At 67.1% G+C, this 21,531-nt stretch carries 22 protein-coding genes; 19 read left to right on the forward strand and 3 right to left on the reverse strand.

Annotated elements, in window-relative coordinates; translation table 11 throughout:
• The 3 genes from BO1_RS49955 to BO1_RS07020 all read left to right on the forward strand — a co-directional run.
• A partial coding sequence (locus tag BO1_RS49955) for an NfeD family protein (protein WP_043284022.1) occupies positions 1–226 on the forward strand: 226 nt, incomplete at its 5' end.
• Entirely contained in the window at positions 223–996 is a 774-nt protein-coding gene (locus tag BO1_RS07015) for a slipin family protein (protein WP_028216955.1), read from the forward strand. The genes BO1_RS49955 and BO1_RS07015, both read left to right, overlap by 4 nt.
• A gap of 236 nt (positions 997–1,232) precedes the next feature.
• Positions 1,233–2,138 (forward strand): LysR family transcriptional regulator, encoded by a 906-nt coding sequence (locus BO1_RS07020; protein ID WP_028216956.1) that lies wholly within the window; start codon positions 1,233–1,235, stop codon positions 2,136–2,138.
• Between the two features lie 9 nt (positions 2,139–2,147).
• On the opposite strand, the gene BO1_RS07025 is transcribed toward BO1_RS07020, so the two are convergent.
• Together BO1_RS07025 and glaH are read right to left on the reverse strand one after the other, a co-directional pair.
• A complete protein-coding gene (locus BO1_RS07025; protein ID WP_043284081.1) occupies positions 2,148–3,386 on the reverse strand; it encodes an alpha-hydroxy acid oxidase in 1,239 nt (412 codons plus the stop codon).
• Positions 3,387–3,478: 92 nt separating this feature from the next.
• The gene (glaH, locus tag BO1_RS07030; protein WP_028216958.1) at positions 3,479–4,408 is read right to left on the reverse strand and encodes a glutarate dioxygenase GlaH; all 930 of its coding nucleotides are present in this window, start codon (positions 4,406–4,408) and stop codon (positions 3,479–3,481) included.
• Positions 4,409–4,671: 263 nt separating this feature from the next.
• On the opposite strand from glaH, the gene BO1_RS07035 reads away from it, so the two are divergent.
• The 12 genes from BO1_RS07035 to BO1_RS07090 all read left to right on the forward strand — a co-directional run bounded on the left by BO1_RS07035 (position 4,672) and on the right by BO1_RS07090 (position 17,408).
• The gene (locus tag BO1_RS07035) at positions 4,672–5,652 is read left to right on the forward strand and encodes a LysR family transcriptional regulator (protein WP_028216959.1); all 981 of its coding nucleotides are present in this window, start codon (positions 4,672–4,674) and stop codon (positions 5,650–5,652) included.
• Complete coding sequence (locus BO1_RS07040) at positions 5,649–7,172, forward strand: flavin-containing monooxygenase (RefSeq protein WP_043284023.1); 1,524 nt, start codon at positions 5,649–5,651, stop codon at positions 7,170–7,172. Before BO1_RS07035 ends, BO1_RS07040 begins: the two co-directional genes overlap by 4 nt.
• Positions 7,169–8,143: an ABC transporter permease gene (locus tag BO1_RS07045; protein WP_028216961.1), complete on the forward strand. Its 975-nt coding sequence runs from the start codon at positions 7,169–7,171 to the stop codon at positions 8,141–8,143. The genes BO1_RS07040 and BO1_RS07045 overlap by 4 nt, the downstream gene beginning before the upstream one ends.
• Before the next feature lie 2 nt (positions 8,144–8,145).
• A complete protein-coding gene (locus tag BO1_RS07050; RefSeq protein ID WP_407669912.1) occupies positions 8,146–9,078 on the forward strand; it encodes an ABC transporter permease in 933 nt (310 codons plus the stop codon).
• The gene (locus BO1_RS07055; RefSeq protein WP_028216963.1) at positions 9,075–10,091 is read left to right on the forward strand and encodes an ABC transporter ATP-binding protein; all 1,017 of its coding nucleotides are present in this window, start codon (positions 9,075–9,077) and stop codon (positions 10,089–10,091) included. Before BO1_RS07050 ends, BO1_RS07055 begins: the two co-directional genes overlap by 4 nt.
• Positions 10,088–11,176 (forward strand): ABC transporter ATP-binding protein, encoded by a 1,089-nt coding sequence (locus tag BO1_RS07060; RefSeq protein ID WP_084687795.1) that lies wholly within the window; start codon positions 10,088–10,090, stop codon positions 11,174–11,176. Before BO1_RS07055 ends, BO1_RS07060 begins: the two co-directional genes overlap by 4 nt.
• A 50-nt stretch (positions 11,177–11,226) precedes the next feature.
• Positions 11,227–12,795, forward strand: coding sequence for an ABC transporter substrate-binding protein (locus BO1_RS07065; RefSeq protein ID WP_028216965.1), 1,569 nt, complete (start codon positions 11,227–11,229; stop codon positions 12,793–12,795).
• Positions 12,792–14,177 (forward strand): acyl-CoA thioesterase/bile acid-CoA:amino acid N-acyltransferase family protein, encoded by a 1,386-nt coding sequence (locus BO1_RS49960; RefSeq protein WP_084687796.1) that lies wholly within the window; start codon positions 12,792–12,794, stop codon positions 14,175–14,177. Before BO1_RS07065 ends, BO1_RS49960 begins: the two co-directional genes overlap by 4 nt.
• Positions 14,161–14,694: a CMD domain protein gene (locus BO1_RS60970; RefSeq protein ID WP_028216966.1), complete on the forward strand. Its 534-nt coding sequence runs from the start codon at positions 14,161–14,163 to the stop codon at positions 14,692–14,694. The genes BO1_RS49960 and BO1_RS60970 overlap by 17 nt, the downstream gene beginning before the upstream one ends.
• Positions 14,691–15,287, forward strand: a complete 597-nt coding sequence (locus tag BO1_RS07080; RefSeq protein ID WP_028216967.1) for a peroxidase-related enzyme — start codon at positions 14,691–14,693, stop codon at positions 15,285–15,287. Before BO1_RS60970 ends, BO1_RS07080 begins: the two co-directional genes overlap by 4 nt.
• A gap of 322 nt (positions 15,288–15,609) precedes the next feature.
• Positions 15,610–15,780, forward strand: a complete 171-nt coding sequence (locus tag BO1_RS60135; protein WP_167338317.1) for a hypothetical protein — start codon at positions 15,610–15,612, stop codon at positions 15,778–15,780.
• Positions 15,777–17,408, forward strand: coding sequence for a patatin-like phospholipase family protein (locus BO1_RS07090; RefSeq protein WP_028216968.1), 1,632 nt, complete (start codon positions 15,777–15,779; stop codon positions 17,406–17,408). The genes BO1_RS60135 and BO1_RS07090 overlap by 4 nt, the downstream gene beginning before the upstream one ends.
• 67 nt (positions 17,409–17,475) lie before the next feature.
• On the opposite strand, the gene BO1_RS07095 is transcribed toward BO1_RS07090, so the two are convergent.
• Positions 17,476–18,330, reverse strand: coding sequence for an IclR family transcriptional regulator (locus BO1_RS07095; protein WP_028216969.1), 855 nt, complete (start codon positions 18,328–18,330; stop codon positions 17,476–17,478).
• Positions 18,331–18,387: 57 nt separating this feature from the next.
• On the opposite strand from BO1_RS07095, the gene BO1_RS58870 reads away from it, so the two are divergent.
• From BO1_RS58870 to BO1_RS07110, 4 genes are all read left to right on the forward strand, one after another.
• Positions 18,388–18,564 (forward strand): hypothetical protein, encoded by a 177-nt coding sequence (locus BO1_RS58870; RefSeq protein WP_156992166.1) that lies wholly within the window; start codon positions 18,388–18,390, stop codon positions 18,562–18,564.
• A gap of 105 nt (positions 18,565–18,669) precedes the next feature.
• Positions 18,670–19,761 (forward strand): ABC transporter ATP-binding protein, encoded by a 1,092-nt coding sequence (locus BO1_RS07100; RefSeq protein ID WP_028216970.1) that lies wholly within the window; start codon positions 18,670–18,672, stop codon positions 19,759–19,761.
• Positions 19,754–20,659, forward strand: a complete 906-nt coding sequence (locus BO1_RS07105; RefSeq protein WP_028216971.1) for an ABC transporter permease — start codon at positions 19,754–19,756, stop codon at positions 20,657–20,659. The genes BO1_RS07100 and BO1_RS07105 overlap by 8 nt, the downstream gene beginning before the upstream one ends.
• A gap of 54 nt (positions 20,660–20,713) precedes the next feature.
• Positions 20,714–21,508, forward strand: coding sequence for an ABC transporter permease (locus tag BO1_RS07110; protein ID WP_028216972.1), 795 nt, complete (start codon positions 20,714–20,716; stop codon positions 21,506–21,508).
• The last annotated feature ends 23 nt before the right edge of the window (positions 21,509–21,531 follow it).

The following is a 21,531-nucleotide window of genomic DNA, read 5'->3' on the forward strand; positions in this document are numbered from 1 at the left end:
TCTGGCCTCGGGCTGGGCGCTCGTGCGCGGCGAGCGCTGGCACGTTGCCTGCGCCGTGCCGCTCGCCGCGGGCAGCCGCGTGCGCGTGACGGCACGCGAGGGCCTCGTGCTGAGCGTCGCGCCGCTCGAGGACGCGCCGCCGCTGCCGGTCAAGCGCGGCCGATGGGGCAGAAAAACCGCAAACGAACAACAAGCGCGCGAAGCGCGTCAGGGAGGTCATCCATGATCGGCTACACCTTCGGCTTCACGAGCATCTTGATGGTGGCGGCCATCCTGCTCGCCTTCTCGGCCATCCGCATCTTCAGGGAGTACGAGCGCGGCGTGGTGTTCATGCTCGGCCGTTTCTGGAAGGTCAAGGGGCCGGGGCTCGTGCTCATCATCCCGGTCGTGCAGCAGGCGGTGCGCATCGACCTGCGCACGGTCGTCTTCGACGTGCCCTCGCAGGACGTGATCACACGCGACAACGTCTCCGTGAAGGTCAACGCCGTGGTCTACTTTCGCGTGGTCGATCCGGAAAAGGCCGTGATTCAGGTGGCCAAATTCTTCGAAGCAACCAGCCAGCTCGCGCAGACCACGCTGCGCGCGGTGCTCGGCAAGCATGAGCTCGACACGCTGCTCGCCGAGCGCGACCAGCTCAACGCCGATATCCAGAAGACGCTCGACGCGCAGACCGACGCCTGGGGCATCAAGGTCTCCACCGTCGAGATCAAGCACGTGGACCTCAACGAGACGATGATCCGCGCCATTGCGCGCCAGGCCGAGGCGGAGCGCGAGCGCCGCGCGAAGGTGATCCATGCCGAAGGCGAACTGCAGGCGTCCGAAAAATTGCTGCAGGCCGCCCAGCGCCTCGCGCTGCAGCCGCAGGCCATGCAGCTGCGCTATTTGCAGACGCTCACCACCATCGCCGCCGACAAGAACTCGACCATCGTGTTCCCATTGCCAATCGATTTGCTCACCGCGCTGGTGGATCGCTTTAACGCGCCACACGAGCGTTGAAGGCGCACGCAGTCGCGTCGACCGTCGAGGCCGCTGAACGCCTCAGTCGCATCGACGTCTCTCCGCCGCTGCGCTTCTCGTGCAGCCATGCCACGAACACAGAGGTTCGCAGTGGCATCGCAGGCATCGGGGGATGCACCAGGTAGTCGCTGTGCGGGCAACGCTGGGCTCCCTCAGCTTTTTTTTGATAGTATTTTTTCCGCGCTTGCCCATCTTTAAGCACGGTCTCCGATTAAATGATCGACGCTCGTCAACTCAGATACTTCACTGCCGTGGTCGAGGAGTTGCACTTCGCACGTGCAGCCGATCGCCTGAATGTCGCCCAGTCCGCCTTGAGCGCCCAGATTCAGCGCCTCGAACGAGACCTCGGCGTGCGCCTGCTCAACCGTAACAAGCGCCAGCCCGTCACGCTGACCGATGCCGGGCGTCTCTTCCATGCCGAAGCCATAGCGGCATTGCGGCATATCGAACGCGCGGACCAGATAGGGCGGCTCGCGGCCAGAGGCCTGGCGGGCATTGTCCGGATCGGCTACGTGGCGTCGGGCGTCTCCAGCGGCGCACTGTCCGGCATGCTGCGCGATTTCCGTCTATCGCATCCGAACGTGCGCGTCGACGTCGTGCCGATGGAGACGCCACGCCAGTTTCAGGCGCTCGACGGCGGCGAAATCGATATCGGCATCGTGCGGCCAAGGCGCCAATATCCGCCGGGCATTGTGGCCACGATCGTCCATACCGAGCACCTGATGGTGGCGATGGCCGACACGCATCCGCTAGCGGCACGCCGCAAGCTGACTGCGCGCGACCTGAAGGACCAGAGTTTCATTTCGCCCCAATTCGACGAGGACGAAGGATTCGGCGAGGTGCTCTCCGCGCTGGGCGCCGCGGGCGGTTTCTCGGCCTTCCTCGACTATCGCGTCCGGGACTTCATCTCCGGGCTCAGTCTGGCGTCCGCCGGCTATGGCGTCGCCGTGGTGCCCGAATCGATGTCCTGTATCACGCAGCCCGGCCTTTGCTACAAGCCCATCGAGGACTTCGCGTTTCCCGTCCACCTCGCATTGGCAAGCAGACGGCGGGAACTCTCCCCCGCCGTACGCGCTTTCGTGAGAGCGCCGCTCGCACGCTCCAGCCACGCAGCGGCTTGATCCGTGTCCTCAGGCGAGCGCGTCGCGGGTGATCTCACCCACTGAGCGCGTGCCGAGCATCGCCATGTTCCTGTCGACCTCGTCGCGCAGGAGGCCGATCGCGTGCCGCACACCCGCTGCGCCGCCAATGGCCGCCGCATACATGAACGGGCGCCCGAGGAACACGAAGCGGGCGCCGAGCGCGAGCGCCTTGAGCACATCGGCGCCACGCCGCACGCCGCTGTCCATCATCACGACCAGGTCGTTGCCGACGGCATCGCCGATCTCCGGCAGCACCTGCAAGGGTTCGACCGCGCCATCGAGCTGGCGTCCGCCGTGGTTCGAGACGATGATGCCGTCCGCACCGATGGACGCCGCGCGACGTGCATCGTCGACGTGCAGGATGCCCTTGATCACCAGGTTGCCGCGCCAGCGCGCGCGGATCCGGGCGATGTCCGCCCAGCACAGGTGATCGCGGCCCGTGGTGTCGCGGATCGCCGACGCGGACAGCATCGGCGCGCCGCGCGTGGCGAACGAGTTTTCGAAATGCGGCATGCCGTGCCTGATCAGCGTCCTCAGGAACGTGCCGCATAGCCACCGGGGCCGCACGAGGCCGTCCATCGCCAGGCGCGGCGACGGCCGCAGCGGCAAAGAAAAGCCGGTGCGGACGTTGTTCTCGCGGTTCGCCCATACGGGGATGTCGACCGTGACGACGAGGGTCGCGAAGCCCGCAGCCTGGATCCGGTCGATCAGCGCATCGCGGCGTGCGGCATCGCCTGGCAGATACGCCTGAAACCACGTGTCCGGCGCGGCCGCATGGACGGTTTCCATCGGAATCAGCGAGGTGCCGCTCATGATCGCGGGGATGTTCTCGCCCTGTGCGGCCTGCGCCAGCGCGATGTCGCCGCGATACGCGGAGAGCGCGCTGATCCCGATCGGGGCGATCCCGAACGGCGACGCGTAGCGGCGGCCGAAGAGCGTGGTTTCCTGCGAGCGGCGTGCGACGTCGACCAGCACCTTCGGGCGGAACTTCAGGCGCTCGAAGGCGGTCCGGTTCGCTCCGAGAGACAGCTCGTCCTCGGCGGCGCCGGAAATGTAGCCGAACAGCGGGCGCGGCAGGAAGCCTCGCGCCGCCCCCTCGAAATCGGCCAACGAAAGGATCTTGCGAAGCCGCGCCGGCGCATCCTGCTTCACACCGTACGCGGCCTGGCCATTCTGCGCGGCACGCGGGAGCGGCTGCAGGTCCGCGGCGCCGAGGTGATCTTCCATCTGTCTCTCCACAATCTGATGCTTCAAAAGGCTGAACGCGCGCGCCCGCACCCTGGCACGCAGGCTGCCTGCCGGATCGGGCGGCGCCTGCGTCATTGAGCGAAGGTGCCTCGCTGCCGCATCAATTCGCGAAAGAGCGCTTCGTTGCGTTCGAACGGCGCGCGGCCGTGGAGATAAAAATAGTTGTTCAGGACAACCAGGTCCCCGGCCGGCAGGACGACTTCCTTCGTGCCCGCCGAAGCCTCCATCGATGCCGAAAGATCGTGCAAATAAGCGGCCTCTTCCCGGTTCGCGGGTTGCACGAACTGGTCGATGAACGACAGTGACAAACCGAATTCGCTCTGGAAGAAGACCGGACGCTCGACCCTGTCGCTGACGTTCTTGGAACCCGGCGCCTTGTACAGGAACGGCCGGGTGGCGAACCTGTGGTTCACGAAGCGCTCGCGTTCCTCCCAGTCATCGAGATGCAGGAAGCGCGACTCGCCGCCAATCGCGTTCTGCTCGGCAAACTTCATCATCAGCAGCCAGTCGGTTGCCTCGGTGACGAACGTGCCGTCGGTGTGCATCGTGAACAGGCGGTAGGCCTGGCGCAGATAGGAGTCGCTGTCGTCGGTATGCCTGACGACGAAGCGCGCGTAGTAAGTGCCGGACATCGAATCGTGATTGCTCGGCCCCAGGATGTGGCCGACCGCCGTGCCGAACCTCACGTAGTCGGCAGCGTCCTGCGACAGCCCCTGAAGGCCGATGGTGAAACCGCCGTGGTCGCGGTTCTTGACCAGGTCGACCAGGGTTCGCGCAAACGCGTTGCCGACGCGCTTGATCAGCAGGTCCGCCAGGTGATAGCGCATGTACGGCACGTACTCGAGGTTCTGGACGTCGACAAGCCGGGCGTCTTCGAGGAAGGCGGCAAGCGCATCGCGCTCGGCGCTCACGTGGACGATTCGATGATGATGCGGGTGCGGCGACAGACGAAACGACGGCTGGCGCGTGGCGGCAAGCGTGTCGGCGAGCGTGAGTTCCATGGTGTTCTCCGTTGGGTCGAATGACGCCATTTGAGCGCGCTTTTTTAATAACATCCATCGCACTATCGCGAATATTTATCCGCTAATTCCGATTAAATATCGGTAGCTGTCCGCGCGAACGCTGCGTTTGCGAGTCAAGGCCACCTATCTGTTTTCACGTTGCGATATATCAACATGCAGATTTAGTATTTGTGTTTTGCATTCTTGAAGGTTAAGAATGCATAAATCGCATTCAAGAGCGGGCCCGCCTCCCCAACTGACTCATGGAACTTCGCCAGCTCGAAGCCTTCGCTGCCGTGATGACTACGGGCAGCATCACCGCGGCCGGCCGCCTGCTCGGGCGTTCACAGCCCGCGATCACGCGGCTGATCCAGGATCTGGAGGCCGAGATCGGCTATTCGCTGCTGACGCGTAACGGCCCGCGTGTCTCGCCCACCGAGCAGGGTTTCCTGCTGTATGAGGACGTCGAGCGGATGCTTGCCGGCATGAAGCAGGTTCGTGACCGCGTGAGCGAGATCGCGCGTGGCGACACGCGCCCGCTGCATATCGCGGCGACGTCGGCGCTCGCGGCCGGTCTCCTGCCCGCGGCGCTCGCCCTGCCCGGTCCCGCGCATGACGCGCCGAAGATCCAGCTGCGCAGCATGTCGCCCGAACAGGTCGTTCACGAGGTGCTGACGGGCGCCGCCGACATTGGCGTGACCAGCCTGCCGCTCGAGCATCGCGGGCTTGCCGTGCACTGGATCGGCGAATCCGCCTGCGTCGCCGTGCTGCGCCATGACGATCCGCTCGCCGCCCACGCGCGCGTGCCACTCGCTGCGTTCGCCGGCCGCCGCATCGTCACGATGCAGAACCCGTACCGGCTGCGCCGCCGGCTCGATCACGCGTTCACGAGCGCGGGCATCGCGCCGGCGGCGCTGATCGAAACCAACTCGTCGCTGAATGCGCTCGCCGCCGTGCGGGCCGGGCTCGGCCTCTCGGTGCTCGAGCCCGTGACCGCTTACGGCCTGCCGCTCCCCGATGTCGCCGTGCGCCCGATCGACGCCGGCATCCCGTTCTTCTTCGGGGTCGTCACGCGCGACACGAAAGTGCTGTCGGCTGTCGCGGCCGCGTTCGTCGATGCGCTCGCCGACGCCGCGCGCGCGCTGCTCCCCGATTTCGTCCGGCATGCGCCCGGCGAACATGCCCAAGTCCTGCAGTCGCTCTACGGCGACCTGCCCGATCCGAAGGAAACCCCGTCACCATGAACCCGCCGATCGACCGTCCGACCGACCGCCCGACCGACCGCCCCGCAGGCCTCGCGGCGCTCGAAGCGCGCCTGCGCGAGGACCTCGCCTGGCTCGAATTGCCCGCCAGATCGTGGGTGCCGCCGCGCACGCACGACGGCCGGCCCGTCGTCAGCGTCGCGATCGTCGGCGGCGGCATGGCGGGGCTGGCGGCCGCCGCGTCGCTCGTGCATCTCGGCGTCGACGCGGTGATCTTCGACCAGTCGCCGCAAGGCTTCGAAGGCCCGTGGGCGACGACCGCGCGCATGGAGACGCTGCGCTCGCCCAAGCAACTGACCGGTCCGGCGCTCGGTCTGCCCGCGCTCACGTTCCGCGCGTGGTTCGAGGCGCAGTTCGGCGGCGAGGCCTGGAGCGCGCTCGACAAGATCCCGCGTCTGCAGTGGATGGACTACTTGCGCTGGTATCGCGACGTGCTCGGCCTCGACGTGCGCAACGATCACCGCATCACGTCGATCGTGCCGCATGACGATGGCGTCGTCGCGCTGTCGGTATCGCACGCGGGCCGCGACGACGTCGTGTACGCGCGCCACGTGGTGCTCGCGACCGGACGCGACGGCCTCGGCGGCCCGAGCGTGCCGGCCTTCGCACAGGCGCTGCCGCGGCGCTTCTGGGCGCATTCGTCGGACGAGATGGATTACGCCGCACTGCGCGGCAAGCGCGTTGGCGTGGTCGGCGCGGGGGCATCGGCCATGGACAGCGCCGCAACCGCGCTCGAGGCCGGCGCCGCTTCGGTCGACCTGCTGATTCGCCGCGCGGACATCCCGCGCGTGAACAAGGGCAAGGGCGCGGGCAACCCCGGGCTCACGCACGGCCATGCCGCGCTGCCCGACACGTGGAAATGGCGCATCCGCCACTACATCAACGTGCAGCAGGTGCCGCCGCCGCGCGGCAGCACGCTGCGCGTGTCGCGCCACGCGAACGCGCGCTTCAATCTGGGCTCGCCGATCCTCGACGCGGCCGTCGCCGGCGACGCGCTGCACGTGCGCACGCCGAACGGCCTGTTCGAGCTGGATTTCCTCGTGTTCGCGACCGGCTTCAGCATCGATCCGGCCAGCCGCCCCGAATTCGCGCCGTTCGCGCATCACATCCGCACCTGGAGCGATCGCTACACGCCGGCCGCCGGCGACGAGGACCGCGAGCTTGCCGATTCGCCCGACCTCGGCCCGGCGTTCGAATTCCGCGAAAAGACCCCGGGCGCGTGCCCAGGGCTCGAGCGCATCCACTGCTTCTGCGCGCCGGCGACGCTCTCGCACGGTGCGCTCTCCGGCGACATTCCGGCCGTCAGCGACGGCGCGAAGCGCCTCTCGCTCGGGCTCGCGGCCGCGCTCTATCGCGACGACATCGAGTTGCACTACGCGAATCTCGAAGCGTTCGCCGAGCCCGAAGTGTTCGGCGACGAATGGACGCCGGCTGGAGCACCCGCCGCACCCGCTGCGCCCGCCGAACCCGCCGCACTCCCCGAGCCGGAGCGCCTGCCATGAGCGCGTGGATCCTGCGCCGCATGCTGCAGGCGGTCGTCGTCCTGTGGCTGATGACCGTCGTCGTATTCGTGGGCCTGCACGCGATCGGCAACCCGGTCGACATCCTGATCGGCGACGACGTCGACCAGATCGACCGCGCCCGCATCATCGCGCGGCTCGGCCTCGACCAGCCGCTGTGGCGTCAGTACCTCGCCTTCGTGAACGGCGCGCTGCACGGCGATCTCGGCAACAGCTTCGTGTACAACGTGCCCGCGATCCGGCTGATCCTCGAACGCCTGCCCGCGACGCTCGAACTGGCGTGCGCGGCGCTCCTGATCGCGATCGCGATTGGCATTCCGCTCGGGCTCTTCGCGGGACTGCGCCCGCAGCATCCGCTCGCGCGGCTGCTGACGGCGGGCAGCATCGTCGGCTTCTCGCTGCCGACCTTCTGGGTCGGGCTGATGCTGATCATGACCTTCTCGGTCCATCTGGGCTGGTTGCCGGCGAGCGGGCGCGGCGCGACGGTGCCCGTGTTCGGCGTCGCGTGGTCGTTCCTGACGCTCGACGGGCTGCGCCATCTGATCCTGCCCGCGCTCAACCTCGCCCTCTTCAATATCTCGCTCGTGCTGCGCCTGACGCGCGCGGGCGTGACCGAGGTGCTGCCGCAGGATTTCGTCCGCTTCGCGCGCGCCAAGGGGCTCTCGCCGCTGCGCCTCGTGCTCGTCCACGTGCTGCGCAACACGCTGATTCCGCTCGTCACGGTGCTCGGCATCGAGTTCGGCTCGACGATCGCGTTCTCGGTCGTCACCGAAAGCGTGTTTTCGTGGCCGGGCGCCGGCAAGCTGATTCTCGACAGCATCAACGCGCTCGACCGGCCCGTCATCGTCGCGTATCTGATCGTCGTGGTGTCCATGTTCGTGACGCTGAACCTGATCGTGGATCTGCTGTACCGCTGGCTCGATCCGCGCGTGCGCCTGGAGGCTGCCGCATGAGTATGTCCGCTCCACAAGCTCCCGTACCGGCCGCGCGCGCGGCTGCCGCGCCGGCGCGGCGCGAATCGCCGTGGCGCCGGGCCATGCGCGAGTTCGCGCGCTCGAAAAGCGCGCTGTTCGGACTCGCGTTGCTCGTCGTGCTGGTCGCCGCCGCGCTCGCCGCGCCGTGGATCACCCCGCAAAACCCCTATGACCTGATGCAATTGGACGTCATGGACGCGCGGCTGCCGCCGGGCTCCGCGAACGGCGCGGCGACGTTCACCTACTGGCTAGGCACCGACGGCCAGGGCCGCGACCTGCTCTCGGCCATCGTCTACGGACTGCGCATCAGCCTCGGCGTGGGCGTCGGCTCGGCGCTCGCGGCCGGCATCATCGGCACGCTGCTCGGGCTCGTGGCCGCGTATGCGGGCGGCAAGGTCGACGCGCTCATGATGCGCATGGTCGATCTGCTGCTGTCGTTCCCGTCGATTTTCGTCGCGATGATGATCCTCGCGTACATCGGCAAGGGCATCGGCAACGTCGTGCTCACGCTGATCGTGCTCGAGTGGGCCTATTTCGCGCGCACGGCGCGCGCGCAGGCGCTCGTCGAGACGCGCCGCGACTACGTCGAGGCGGCGCGCTGCCAGGCGATTCCGGGCTGGCGCATCGTGGTGGGACACATCCTGCCGAACTGCCTGCCGCCGCTCATCGTGGTCGCCTCGCTGCAGGTCGCGCGCGCGATCACGCTGGAGGCGACGCTGTCGTTCCTCGGGCTCGGCGTGCCCGTCACCGAGCCGTCGCTCGGCCTGCTGATCGCCAACGGCTACCAGACGATGCTCTCCGGCGAGTACTGGATCAGCCTCTATCCGGGCCTCGCGCTGCTGGTGACGATCGTCGCGATCAATCTTGTCGGCGACCGCCTGCGCGACCTGTTCAACCCGAGGAGCCAGAAATGAGCGCGCCGCAGTCCTCGTTACCGTCCTCGCCCCCGACACTCGAGGTCCGCCATCTGCGTACGCAGTTCGACACGCGCGCCGGCACGCTCACGGCCGTCGACGACGTGTCGTTCACGCTCGCGCCCGGCCGCATCATGGGGCTCGTCGGCGAATCGGGCTCCGGCAAGTCGGTCACGGGCTTCTCGATCATGGGTCTGGTCGACGCGCCGGGCCGCATCGCCGGCGGCGAGATCCTGTTCCAGGGGCGCGATATCGTCGGGCTGCCGGCCCGCGAGCGGCGGCATCTGCAGGGCAACCGCATCGCGATGATCTTCCAGGACCCGATGATGACGCTGAACCCGGTGCTGCGCATCGACGCGCAGATGACCGAGGCCGTGCGCGCGCATCGGCGCGTGTCGGGCGCGCAGGCGCGCGAGCTCGCGCGCGACGCGCTGGCCGCCATGGGCATTCCGAGCCCGGACGAGCGGCTGCGCGCGTATCCGCATCAACTGTCGGGCGGCATGCGGCAGCGCGTGGCGATCGCGATTGCCATGCTGCACCGCCCCGATCTCATCATCGCGGACGAGCCGACCACCGCGCTCGACGTGACGATCCAGGCGCAGATCCTCTGCGAGGTGCAGAAGCTCGTGCGCGAGCATCGCACCGCGCTGATCTGGATCACGCACGACCTGTCCGTCGTCGCCGGGCTCGCCGATGAGCTCGCGGTGATGTACGCGGGCCGGATCGTCGAGCACGGTGCTGTCGATGCGGTCCTCGACGCGCCACAGCACCCGTATACGGTCGGGTTGATCGCGAGCCTGCCGAGTCTGAACCAGCGCGGCGAACGGCTGCGCCAGATTCCCGGGATGACGCCGAACCTGCTCGCGATGCCGGCCGGCTGCGCGTTCGCGCCGCGCTGCGCGCATGCGAGCGCGGCCTGCGGCGTGCGCCCCGAATTGACCGAGACGCAGCCTGGCCGCTTCGTCCGCTGCTTCCATCCGGGCGCCGCCCAGCTCGCCAGGGAGGCCGCATGAGCACGCCCCGCGGCCATTCCGGCGCGCCCCTCGCCTCCCCCGCGCCCGCTGTCCCGGCGACGCCTCGCGGCCATGCGGCCGACGCGGCACCGCCGCTCGTCGCGCTGAACCGCGTGAGCAAGCGCTTCGGCGAGCGCCGCACGAACCCCGCGGCGCGGCTGCTCGAACGCGTGGGGCTCGCCCACCCGCCCGCCGTCGTGCACGCGATCGACCAGGTCGATCTCGCCGTGCAGCGCGGCGAAGTGATCGGCCTCGTCGGCGAATCGGGGTGCGGAAAATCGACGCTCGGCCGGCTGCTCGCAGGCCTGCTCGCCCCCTCGGAAGGCGAGGTCCGGCTGGCGGGCCGCCGCGCCGAGACGCTGTCCGCCGCCGAGCGGCGGGCCGCGCGCCTGAAGACCCAGATGATCTTTCAGGACCCCTATGCGAGCCTCAATCCACGCCTGCGCATCGATCGCATCGTCGGCGAAGGCGCGCGCGTGCACGGCCTCACCGACCGCGCGGGCTTCGACGACTACGTGAGCGCGCAACTCGAGCGCGCCGGGCTCGATCCCGCGCTGCGCGACCGCTATCCGCACCAGTTCAGCGGCGGGCAGCGGCAGCGCATCGGCATCGCCCGCGCGCTCGCGGTGCAGCCCGAGCTGCTCGTGTGCGACGAAGCCGTCGCCGCGCTCGACGTGTCGATCCAGGCGCAGATCCTGAATCTCTTCATGGATCTGCGCGAGCAGCTCAATCTCACTTACGTCTTCATCAGCCACGATCTCGGCGTGGTCGAGCATCTGTCCGATCGTGTCGTCATCATGTATCTCGGGCGCATTGTCGAGAGCGCGCCTGCCGACGAAATATTTCGGCACCCGAATCATCCGTATACGCGGGCGCTGCTCGCCGAGATTCCACGCATCGACGTGCGCCACAAGACCTTCGCCGCCCTGAACGGCGAGTTGCCGAGCCCGCTCGCGCCGCCGTCCGGCTGCCATTTCCATCCACGCTGCCCGCACGCGATGCCGCGCTGCAAGACCGAGGCGCCGACGCTGCGCGGCATCGCGGTCCGCCACCTGAGCGCATGCCATCTGAACGACGCAGCTTGATCTCCCCCTTTTCGACAAACCGGCACTCCCCTTTCACAGGATCCTCCGACATGAAACGTCTCCTGCTGTCATCCGTCGCCGCGGTGCTGCTGTCGGCCGGCATGGCCGCCGATGCGCAGACGCTGCGCATCGCATTCGCCGACCCGCTGTCGTCGCTCGACCCGCAGCTCAACAACCATGCAGGCGACCGCTCGGACGATCTGCACTTCTGGGACCTGCTCGTCGAGAACAAGTGGAACAAGCTGCAGCCCGGCCTCGCGGTGAGCTGGAAGCCGCTCGACGCGAAGACCTGGGAGTTCAAGCTGCGCCCGAACGTGAAATGGCAGGACGGCACGCCGTTCACCGCCGCCGACGTGATCTTCTCCTACCAGCGCGCGCGCAATGTGCCGGGCAGCGTCGCGACGTTCGCCGGCTATCTGCGCACGATCGACTCGATCAGCGCGCCCGATCCGCTCACGCTCGTCATCAAGACGACTATCCCGAACCCCGACCTGCCGCTGAACCTCGCGTCGGTCCATATCGTCAGCAAGCACATCGGCGAGAAGTCGACGACCGACGACTACAACTCGGGCCGCGCGATGATCGGCACCGGGCCGTACAAGTTCGTGTCGTACACGCCGGGCGACCGCGTCGAGATGATCCGCAACGACCAGTACTGGGACGGCAAGCCGCTCTGGGCAAAGGTCGACTACCGCTACGTGAACAACGCGGCCGCGCGCACGGCCGCGCTGCTCGCGGGCGACGTCGACGTGATCGACAAGGTCTCGGCGCTCGATATTGCGCGCCTGAAGCAGGCGCCGAACGTGACCGTCTATCCGTATCCGGGCCTGCGCGTGATGCTGCTGCAGCCGAGCTTCCGCGACGGCCCGAATCCCGACATCACCGACAACGACGGCAAGCCGTTGCCGAAAAACCCGCTGCTCGACGTGCGCGTGCGCCGCGCGCTGTCGCTCGCGATCAACCGCGACGCGATCGTCACGCGCATCATGCAGGGCACGGCGAGCGTCGCGAACCAGTGGATGCCGAAGAACACGTTCGGCTATGACCCGGCCGTGAAGGACATTCCGTTCGACGCGGCGCAGGCCAAAAAGCTGCTTGCCGAGGCGGGCTACCCGAACGGCTTCAAGCTCGTGATGCACGTGCCGAACGACCGCTATCCGCAAGGGCCGGAAACCGCTCAGGCGGTCGCGCAGTTCTGGATGCGCATCGGCGTGAAGACGCAGGTGGATGTGGTGCCGTGGTCGATCTACGCGAGCCGCGCGGACAAGAACGAGTATGCGATGTCGATGCTCGCATGGGGCAACGGCACCGGCGAGGCCAGCTATGCGCTCGTGAACGTGCTCGCCACCGTCGACGCAAAGAAGGGACTCGGCGCGTCGAACTGGGGGCATTACAGCAATCCGGCCGTCGATCAGGCGCTCGACGCGGCGACCGAAGAGTTCGACCCGGGCAAGCGTGAGGCGATCCTGCGCCACTCGGTCGAGCTCGTGACGAACGACGTCGGCGTGATTCCGCTGTTTCACTATCAGAACGTGTGGGCCGCGCGCAAAGGCCTGAAGGTGTCGCCGTACACGAGCGACCGCACCGTCGCGATGCAGGTCACGCAGGTCGGCCAATGAGCGGCGCACCCGCACTCTCGCTCAGCGTCATGCCCGCCGACGCGTTGATCGACGTGCCGCGCCGCATCGTGCTGCACGGTGCGCCCGCCGGCGCGCGCGTGACGATCGCGAGCCGCACCGAGCGCGCGCACGGCGCGCTCTGGCATGCCGACGCGACCTTTGTCGCCGACGCGGACGGCGTGGTCGACCTGTCGCGCGACGCGCCGGTATCGGGCAGCTACGCGGAGGTCTCGGCGCTCGGACTCGTGTGGTCGCAGACGCCCGTCGACGGCAAGAGCCGCGACGTGTTCCCGGCGCCGGTCACCGCCCCGCTCGTGACGACGCTGAGCGCGAGCGTCGGCGACGCTTCGGTGTCCGCACGATTCACGCAGCGGCTCGCGGCCGAGGGCGTGACGCGCCGCGAGATCCGCGAGCAGGGTCTCGTCGGCACGCTCTATCTGCCGCCCGGCGAGGGACCGCATCCTGCCGTCATGGTGCTCAACGGCTCGGGCGGCGGCATCAACGAGCCGCGCGCGGCGCTCTATGCCTCGCGCGGCTATGCGGCCTTCGCGCTCGGCTACTTCAAGGCGCCGGGCCTGCCGGACTACATCTCGAACACGCCGCTCGAATATTTCGAGCACGGCCTGCGCTGGCTGCGCGACACGGTGCGTCCCGCGCACGATTTCGTCGCGCTGTCCGGACAATCGCGCGGCGGCGAACTCGTGCTGCTGCTCGGCGCGACTTTCCCGGACCTCGTGTCGGCCGTTGTCGGCTACGTGCCGAGCGCGCTCGTGCACAGCGCGCAGAACGCGGCCGATCCGGCCACCGGCCGCGAAGGCCCGACCTGGCTGCTGAACGGCAAGCCGCTGCCACACATCTGGGAGAACAACCGCACCGCGAGCTGGGCGCCGTACGACGAAGGCCCCCCGCCCCACCGGCACGCCCGCGCGATGCTCACCGCGCTCGACGATCCGGACGCGGTCGAGCGCGCGCGCATCCGCGTCGAGCGCATTCGCGGGCCGGTGATGCTGCTCTCGGCCGGGGACGACGGGTCGTGGCCGTCGAGCCGCTACTCGCGCATGGTCGCCGAGCGGCTCGCGGCGCACGGTCATCCGCATCCGGTCGAGCATCTCGATTTCGAGCACGCGGGGCATGCAATCGTGTTCCCCTATGTGCCGACCACCCAGCTCGTCTACGCGCATCCCGTGTCGGGCCGGGTCAGCACCGGCGGCGGCGAGCCCGCTGCGAACGCGCGCGCCGACGAACAGTCATGGGCCGCGGTGCAGGCCTTTCTTGCGCGCGCCGTCGCCACGCAAGCCGCGCGTGCCGCGCGGGACGTGCCAGCGGCCTGCGCGCCCTCTTCCGATTCACGTTCCGGGGATACTCATGACACAGACCGTTGACGGCGAGAGCGCCGATCTGATCGATCGCCTTGCCGGGCTCACGCCCGGCTCGGCCACGCACGCGCTGCGGCAGCGGCGCGACAAAGTCGCGGTGGCGACCCAGCAGAGCCATGACGCGCTATTCGACCCCGCAATCGAAGGGCTGACACTCGCGGAACGGCTGCTCGTTGCGTGCTACGCGAGCCGGCTCACGCCGTCGGCCACACTCTTCGCGCACTATCGCGAAGCGCTCGAACGGCATGGCGTCGACGCCGCTGCGCGCGCGGCGGTCGAAACCGGCACGCCCGACGATATCGCCACTATCGCCGACAGGCGGCTGCGCGCGATCCTCACGTTCACGCGCACGCTGATCGAGAACCCGGTGGCCGGCGACCAGGCCGCGCTGCAAACGCTGCCCGCCGCCGGGCTGACGACGCCCGCCGTGGTCGTGCTCGCGCAGCTGATTGCATTTCTCTCCTACCAGACGCGCGTCGTCGCGGGCCTGCAGGCGTTGCATCAACTGGAGACGACGACATGACCGACCTTATCCGCTCGCACGGCTTCACCAACGAATCGCTCGATTGGGATGCCTGGCTCGACGTGGTCGACCTCGAACACGCGACGCCGGAGCAGATCGCCGTGCTCGAGGAAAGCCACCCCAAGGCCAAAGTCTCGGACTACTACCTGTTTCTCGTGCATCAGCCCGAAATTCTCAGGCAGCGCTCGGCCGCATTCAACGCGATCATGTATGCACCCGGCGGGCTGCCGCGCGCGGAGCGCGAGCTGTCGACCACGGTCGTTTCGCGTATCAACGGGTGTGTGTACTGTGCCTCGGTGCACGCGCAGCGCTTCGAGCAACTCGCGAAGCGCAACGACGTGATCCGGCAGGTGTTCGACGAGCCGCGCAGCGCCGGCACGACTGAACGCGAACGCGCGATCGTAGCATTCTCGATCGCGCTTACCGAGCAACCGGGGACGGTCGACGCCACGCAGCTTCGCGCGCTGCGCGATGCCGGTCTCGACGACGCGGAGATCCTCGACCTGATCCACTCGGTGTCGATCTTCGCATGGGCGAACCGGCTGATGCTCAACCTCGGCGAACCGGTTTTCCCCGAAACTTTGCCGCAGTAAGGCATCACCCCTCTCCTTCCACGGGCGCTTCGGCGTCCATCGCAACCGCCGGGGCGGCGACGTTGTCGCCCGCCGTCCGGCTCGGCGGCGGCCGTGTCGATGCCCATCTACGCGAAGTAGTCGAAATAGCGGTCAAATCCGGGCGCAAGGCTGCGTATGTGCGCAAACGCACAAAGGGGATTTGCGTCGGCGAAATTCCGCAGATAAAAAGAATGAGGAAAGCAGATTCCTTAATTCTTTAAGTCTTCGTTTCAACAACGTCATCAAACATATTAAATTAGCCATCCGAAGCAATACTCCGGAAAGCACGTCGACCGCGTGCGTGAGCGAGCTATATCCAGCCAGCGCATGCATATCAGCGCCGCAACTCGATGGCAAGCTGGCCCGCATCGATACGGTCGGCAATACGACCCAGGCCCTCGCGCAACAGGTGATGACGTTCTGCGGCGGCGCGCCATCCGCGAGCGTGCAGGCCAATGGAGAGCAACCATGAACGCGTACCGTCGGCTGCAACAATGGGCGGGACTTGCGGGCATCGTGATCGCGCTTGTCTCCGGATGCGGCACGCCGGAGCTCACGCCGGGCCTCACGCAGTACGAGGCAACCAGCGATACCGTCCACGCACACGCATTGGCCGCGAGCGATCCCCTCGTTGGCGTGGGACTCTCGGGCGGGGGCAACCGGTCGGCGATCTTCGCGTCGTATGTCCTCGACCTGTTTGGATCGCTGCCGGTCGACGCGCCGTCCGGCACCGGCGTCAGCAGCTTTCTCGGGACCATCGGCTATCTTTCCAGCGTCTCGGGCGGGAGCTTCGCTAACGCGTACTTCGGCGTCGGGTATCCCGTTGCCGCGCCACAAGATTTCGATGTGCTCGTGAAGTCCCCACCCAACGAGACGGACCGGCAAACCGCGCAGCAGATAAACGCCTTCTTCACGGCCTGGCACGTGATGATGAATCACGACTGGCGGCGCGACGCGCTGGTAGGCGGCGAGGGATCGGCGTTCAGCGCCTCGAACGCCCAGCGGCTATCGAGTGCGATCGACGCGGCCTTTCTGCACGACATCACGTTTGCCGATCTGAACGAGCTGGAATCCCGCCAGCACCACCCCTACCTGATTTTCAACACGACGCACTACGACACGGGCCACCGCTTCGTGATGACGACGATCCCGCGCAGCAGCTTCTGCGTCGACACCGAGAAGCTGATCCGCGACGTGCTCGCGCCCGAGGGCGAGCATATGCGCGCCAGCGAGCTCGCCTCGCTCACCAGCTGCGATGCCTCCGATCCCTTGACGCCCGAAGGCTTCGACTGGATCGCCATCGCCGGCGGCGTGAAGACGGTCGAATCCGGCACGATCCATCTTGCGCAAGCGGTCGCGCTCTCGGGTGCCTTTCCCGTCGTAGTGGGACCCGTGGCGTATCGGGTGAGCGGCGAAAAGGGCTATCTGCATTTCATCGACGGCGGCATCACGGACAACAGCGGCATCGAATCGATCATGCAGCTCTTCCTGCACAAGCTGATCGTGGCGCCGGACAGGCCGCAACGTCGCGCGCTGATCGTCGAGATCGACGCGAGCAAGCCCTTCAACGCCGACGGCGACACGATCGCCGATAGCCGCCGTCCGCTCACGACGCTTGCCGCCGATCCCGGACGCCTCCCGGACATCCAGGAGGTGCGCGCGAACCTGTATCGGCGCGACCTGTGGAGTCTCGCGCAGCGCCGCGCGACGCCGGAAAAGAACAAGAAGGTCGCCGCGCCGCCCACAAACGACCTGCTCTCGCGCGTCACGATCGTTTCGATGAGCCACACGGACCTCGATGCGGACAGCTTGAGCATCAACGTCACCACCCCCGATCCGGTTGCGCGAGGCGGCACGTGCCAGAAGACCTGGACGCACGCCGATCTGCTGAAGGACGTGCGCAACCTGCCGACCGACTACGTGCTCGACGACGCATGTCAGGTCGAATTGCTGCGTGTCGCGGCCTGCTGGTCCGTGAGCCAGCACGCGGCGCAGATCCAGCAGCAGTTCGCCGGCGCCGGACGCCCCGTGCCGTCGCGCGCAAGCCTGGACGCGCGCATCGCCACGTTATGCCCGGAACTCAAACAGCTTCCGCGCTGATGTGCAACCTGCGCGAAAGATCGCGCGAGCAATCCGGTCACATCAACCAGGTTCGTCCCAGTGACCCTTACGCCAACGGCTGCGTCGTCATGGCGCGCGTGAGCCCGTGCATGGGACGGCGCACCGCCACGTCGAATGGATTGGTCTGCGGGCCGATGAGCTCCGCTTGACGCTTGAGCAGTTCGACCACCGTCGGCAAGCGGTCCTCGGTCAGGCGCGCCGCCAGCGTGCCGACGCTCAGCGCCGCGACTGCGCAGCCATTGCGGTCGAAAATCGGCACCGCCACGCCCGCCATGCCCTCGAGCACGCCGGTATTGCGCCCCGCATAACCGAGCTTGCGCACGCGCTCGATCTCCGTGCGCAGATAGACCTCGTCGAGCACGCCATAGCCGCGCAGGCGCGGCACGTTGAACCGGATGATCTCCTCGCGCTCCGCCTCGGGCTGGAACGCGAGGATCGCGAGGCTGCCCTGGCCCACGCCCAGCGCCACGCGCCCGCCGATGTCTCCCGTGAACGAGCGGATCGGAAACGGCCCTTCGCACATGTCGAGGCATACCGCGTCGAAGCTGCTCTTCACGAGCAGAAAGATCGTGTCGCCGAGGCTCGCGCACAGGCGCAGCAGCGCGGGGCGGCACAGCGAGCGCATGCCGCTCGGGTTGCCTGCCTGCGCCGCCAGCGCAAAGAAGTCCACGCTCAGGCGGTACCGCTTCGTGCCCTCGTCCTGCTCGACCACGCCCTCGGCAATCAGTCCCTGCAGCAGGCGATGCACCGTAGCCTGCGTGAGACCCACGGCCTTGGCGAGCGTCGTCACGCGGCTGCCTTGCGCCTCGCCCTCGCTCAGCGCCCGGATGACCGCGAATGCGCGCTGCAATACGCCAGCGCCGCGCGCTTCGTCTCCCTGCGTTCCGTTTTTCTCTTCCATAACGCTCACGTTTCCCTCAATTTATTCCATTCAGCGGAATACCTGACGAATCCTCAGATGGATGCCTCTGCCGCCCGGATCGACGCAGAGGCGCAAGCCGGCGTGGTCGGATCGGCGTATTCAGGGGTTTCCCCAAGATCACCTGATGAAATGATTCCGGCTCGAAGACATCAAAGGATTCCATTTGACGGAATATATGCCAAATTTCTCTCGCTTGATGGAATTTTAAATTGACGACCAAAAATTTGGTTGGCTAGAGTCGCCCTCATGCCATGCAAGGCAAGCGATTCAGCGGGTGCCCGCGCACCCCAGGCACTCAAAGCACTGGAAGGCCAGACCATGTCGTTCCTCACCTTGACCGATGTTTCGAAATCGTTCGGCGACCTGCAGGCGGTCACCGGGATCAACCTGTCGGTGGAGCAAGGCGAGTTCGTCTCGCTGCTCGGCCCCTCGGGCTGCGGCAAAACCACGACGCTGCAGATGATTGCGGGCTTCGTGGAAACCACGCGCGGCCGCATCACGCTCGACGGCCGCGACATCACGCACATGCCCCCGAACAAGCGCGGCCTCGGCATCGTGTTCCAGAGCTATGCGCTCTTCCCGCACATGAGCGTCGAGCAGAACGTGAGCTTCGGCCTCGAGATGCGTGGCATCGGCAAGGCGCAGCGCCGGGAGCGCATTCGCGAGGCACTTTCGCTCGTACGCCTCGACGCTTACGCGCACCGCTTCCCGCGCGAGCTGTCAGGCGGCCAGCGCCAGCGCGTGGCCATCGCGCGCGCGATCGTGATTGCGCCGCCCGTGCTGCTGCTCGACGAACCGATGTCGAATCTCGACGCCAAGCTGCGCGAAGACATGCAGTTCGAGTTGCGTGCGATCCAGCGCAAGATCGGCACGACCACGCTGATGGTCACGCACGACCAGTCCGAAGCCCTTTCGATCAGCGACCGTGTCGTCGTCATGGAAAACGGCCGCATTACCCAGGTCGATACACCGTATCGTGCCTACGAGCGTCCTGAGAACGACTTCGTTTCGCAGTTCATCGGCAAGGCCAACATGCTCGCGGGCCGCATCGTCGCGCGCGAGGGCGATACGATACGCGTCGATCTCGGCAACGACCTCGCGGAAACCGGCACGACGGCGCAGTTGCCCGAGCGCGGGCGCGCGGCCGGCGTGGGGGACGCCATCACGCTGTGTATCCGCCCGGAAAAGCTCAAGCTGTGCGCAAACGGCTCCGGGCGTCTCTCGGGCCGCGTGACGAGCCGTTTCTTCCTCGGCAGCCAGTGGCTCTACCGGCTCGACAGCCGCGCCGGCGAGATGCTCGTGTGCTGCCAGAACGAGGGCAAGGAGCCGCTTGCCGAGGGCGACCAGGTGGGCATCGACTGGCATAGCGACGCCATCCGCTTCATTCAGCGGGAGGCCGCCCGTGTCTAGCACGCTCCCCGCTTCGCAGCATGCGCCGCGCGCCACGGTGCGCGCCGGCTGGCACGGCTATGTCCCGCTGTGGCTCATGAGCGCGCCCGCGCTGCTGCTGTTCTCCGCGCTCGTGCTCGTGCCGCTCGCGATGACGTTCGCGCTCACGTTCTACCGCTTCGATCCCATGAGCGGCCCCATCGCCGCCTTCGATCTGCACAACTACATAGAGGTGCTCGGCTCCTCGTACTTTCATACGATCTTCCTGCGCACCTTTGGCATTGCGGCGCTCACCACGTTGCTGTGCGTCGTGATCGGCACGCCCGAGGCCTATATCCTCTCGCGCATGCGCGACCCGTGGCGCTCGCTCTTCCTGCTCGCGATCCTCGCGCCGCTGCTCGTCTCGGTCGTGGTGCGCGCGTTTGGCTGGAGCATGCTGCTCAACATGAACGGCCTCGTGAACCAGTTCTTTGGCCTGTTCGGCGCGGGCCCCTTCAAGCTCGAATACACGACCTTCGCCATCGTCATCGCGCTCGTGCACGTGATGCTGCCGTTCATGGTGATTCCGGTGTGGACCGCGCTGCAGCGGCTCGATCCGCAAACCGAAAACGCCGCACTCTCGCTCATGGCATCGCCCTTCACCACCCTGCGCCGCATCGTGCTGCCGCAACTGATGCCAGGCATTCTCTCGGGCAGCCTCATGGTGTTCGGCCTCTCGGCGAGCGCGTTCGCGATTCCCGGCCTGCTCGGCGGGCGGCGCCTGAAGGTGGCGGCCACCGCCGTCTACGACCAGTTCCTGAGCTCGATGAACTGGCCGCTCGGCGCGACGATCGCGGTGCTGCTGCTCGTCGCCAATCTCGTGGTGATGCTCACCTACTACCGCGTGCTCGAACGGCGCTACGCCCGCAGCATGGGCTAAGGCCACGCGCCCCTTTGCATCGCCCGGCCCCAGGAATTCGTCAGGTCATTCATCATGCGCAAAAACGGACTGCTCGCCCTTACGTTCCATAGTCTCGTCATCCTGTTCGTGCTGGCGCCGCTCGTCATCGTCGTTCTGGTGGCCTTCACGCCCGACGAAACCTTGACGCTGCCCACGCACGGCTTCTCGCTGCGCTGGTTCCGCGCGATCCTCGATTATCCGGACTTCATCACCGCGTTCTTCAACAGCCTGAAGCTCGCCTTCGCTTCCGCCACGCTCTCGCTCGTCGTCGCGCTGCCCGCGGGTCTCGCGATTGGCCGCGCACGCTTTCCCGGGCGCGGCTTCCTGAACGCGCTGCTGCTGTCCCCCCTCGTGATTCCGGGGCTCGTGCTCGGCATCGCGCTGCTGCGCTTCTTCGCGCTGATCGGCGCAACGGGTTCGTTCGCATGGCTGATCCTCGCGCACATGATCATCATCACGCCTTTCGTGATGCGGCTCGTGCTCGCTTCGGTGAGCGGGCTCGACCGCAGCATCGAGCATGCGGCTTCCTCGCTCGGCGCAAACGCGTGGACCACGTTTCGCCGCATCACGCTGCCGATGATCGTGCCGGGCATCACGGGCGGCTGGCTGCTCGCCTTCATCAACAGTTTCGATGAACTGACGATGTCGATCTTCATCACCTCGCCGCAAACCGTCACGCTGCCCGTGCGCATGTACATGTACGCGACCGAATCGATCGATCCGATGATGGCGTCCGTCTCCGCGCTCGTCATCTTCATCACCGCAGGCGCGATGCTGCTGCTCGATCGCGTCTACGGGCTCAACCGCATCCTGATCGGGCAGCACTGAACGCCGCCCGCAATCCTCCTGAA

The sequence above is a fragment of the Paraburkholderia oxyphila NBRC 105797 genome (assembly GCF_000685075.1).
Lineage (GTDB): Bacteria > Pseudomonadota > Gammaproteobacteria > Burkholderiales > Burkholderiaceae > Paraburkholderia > Paraburkholderia oxyphila.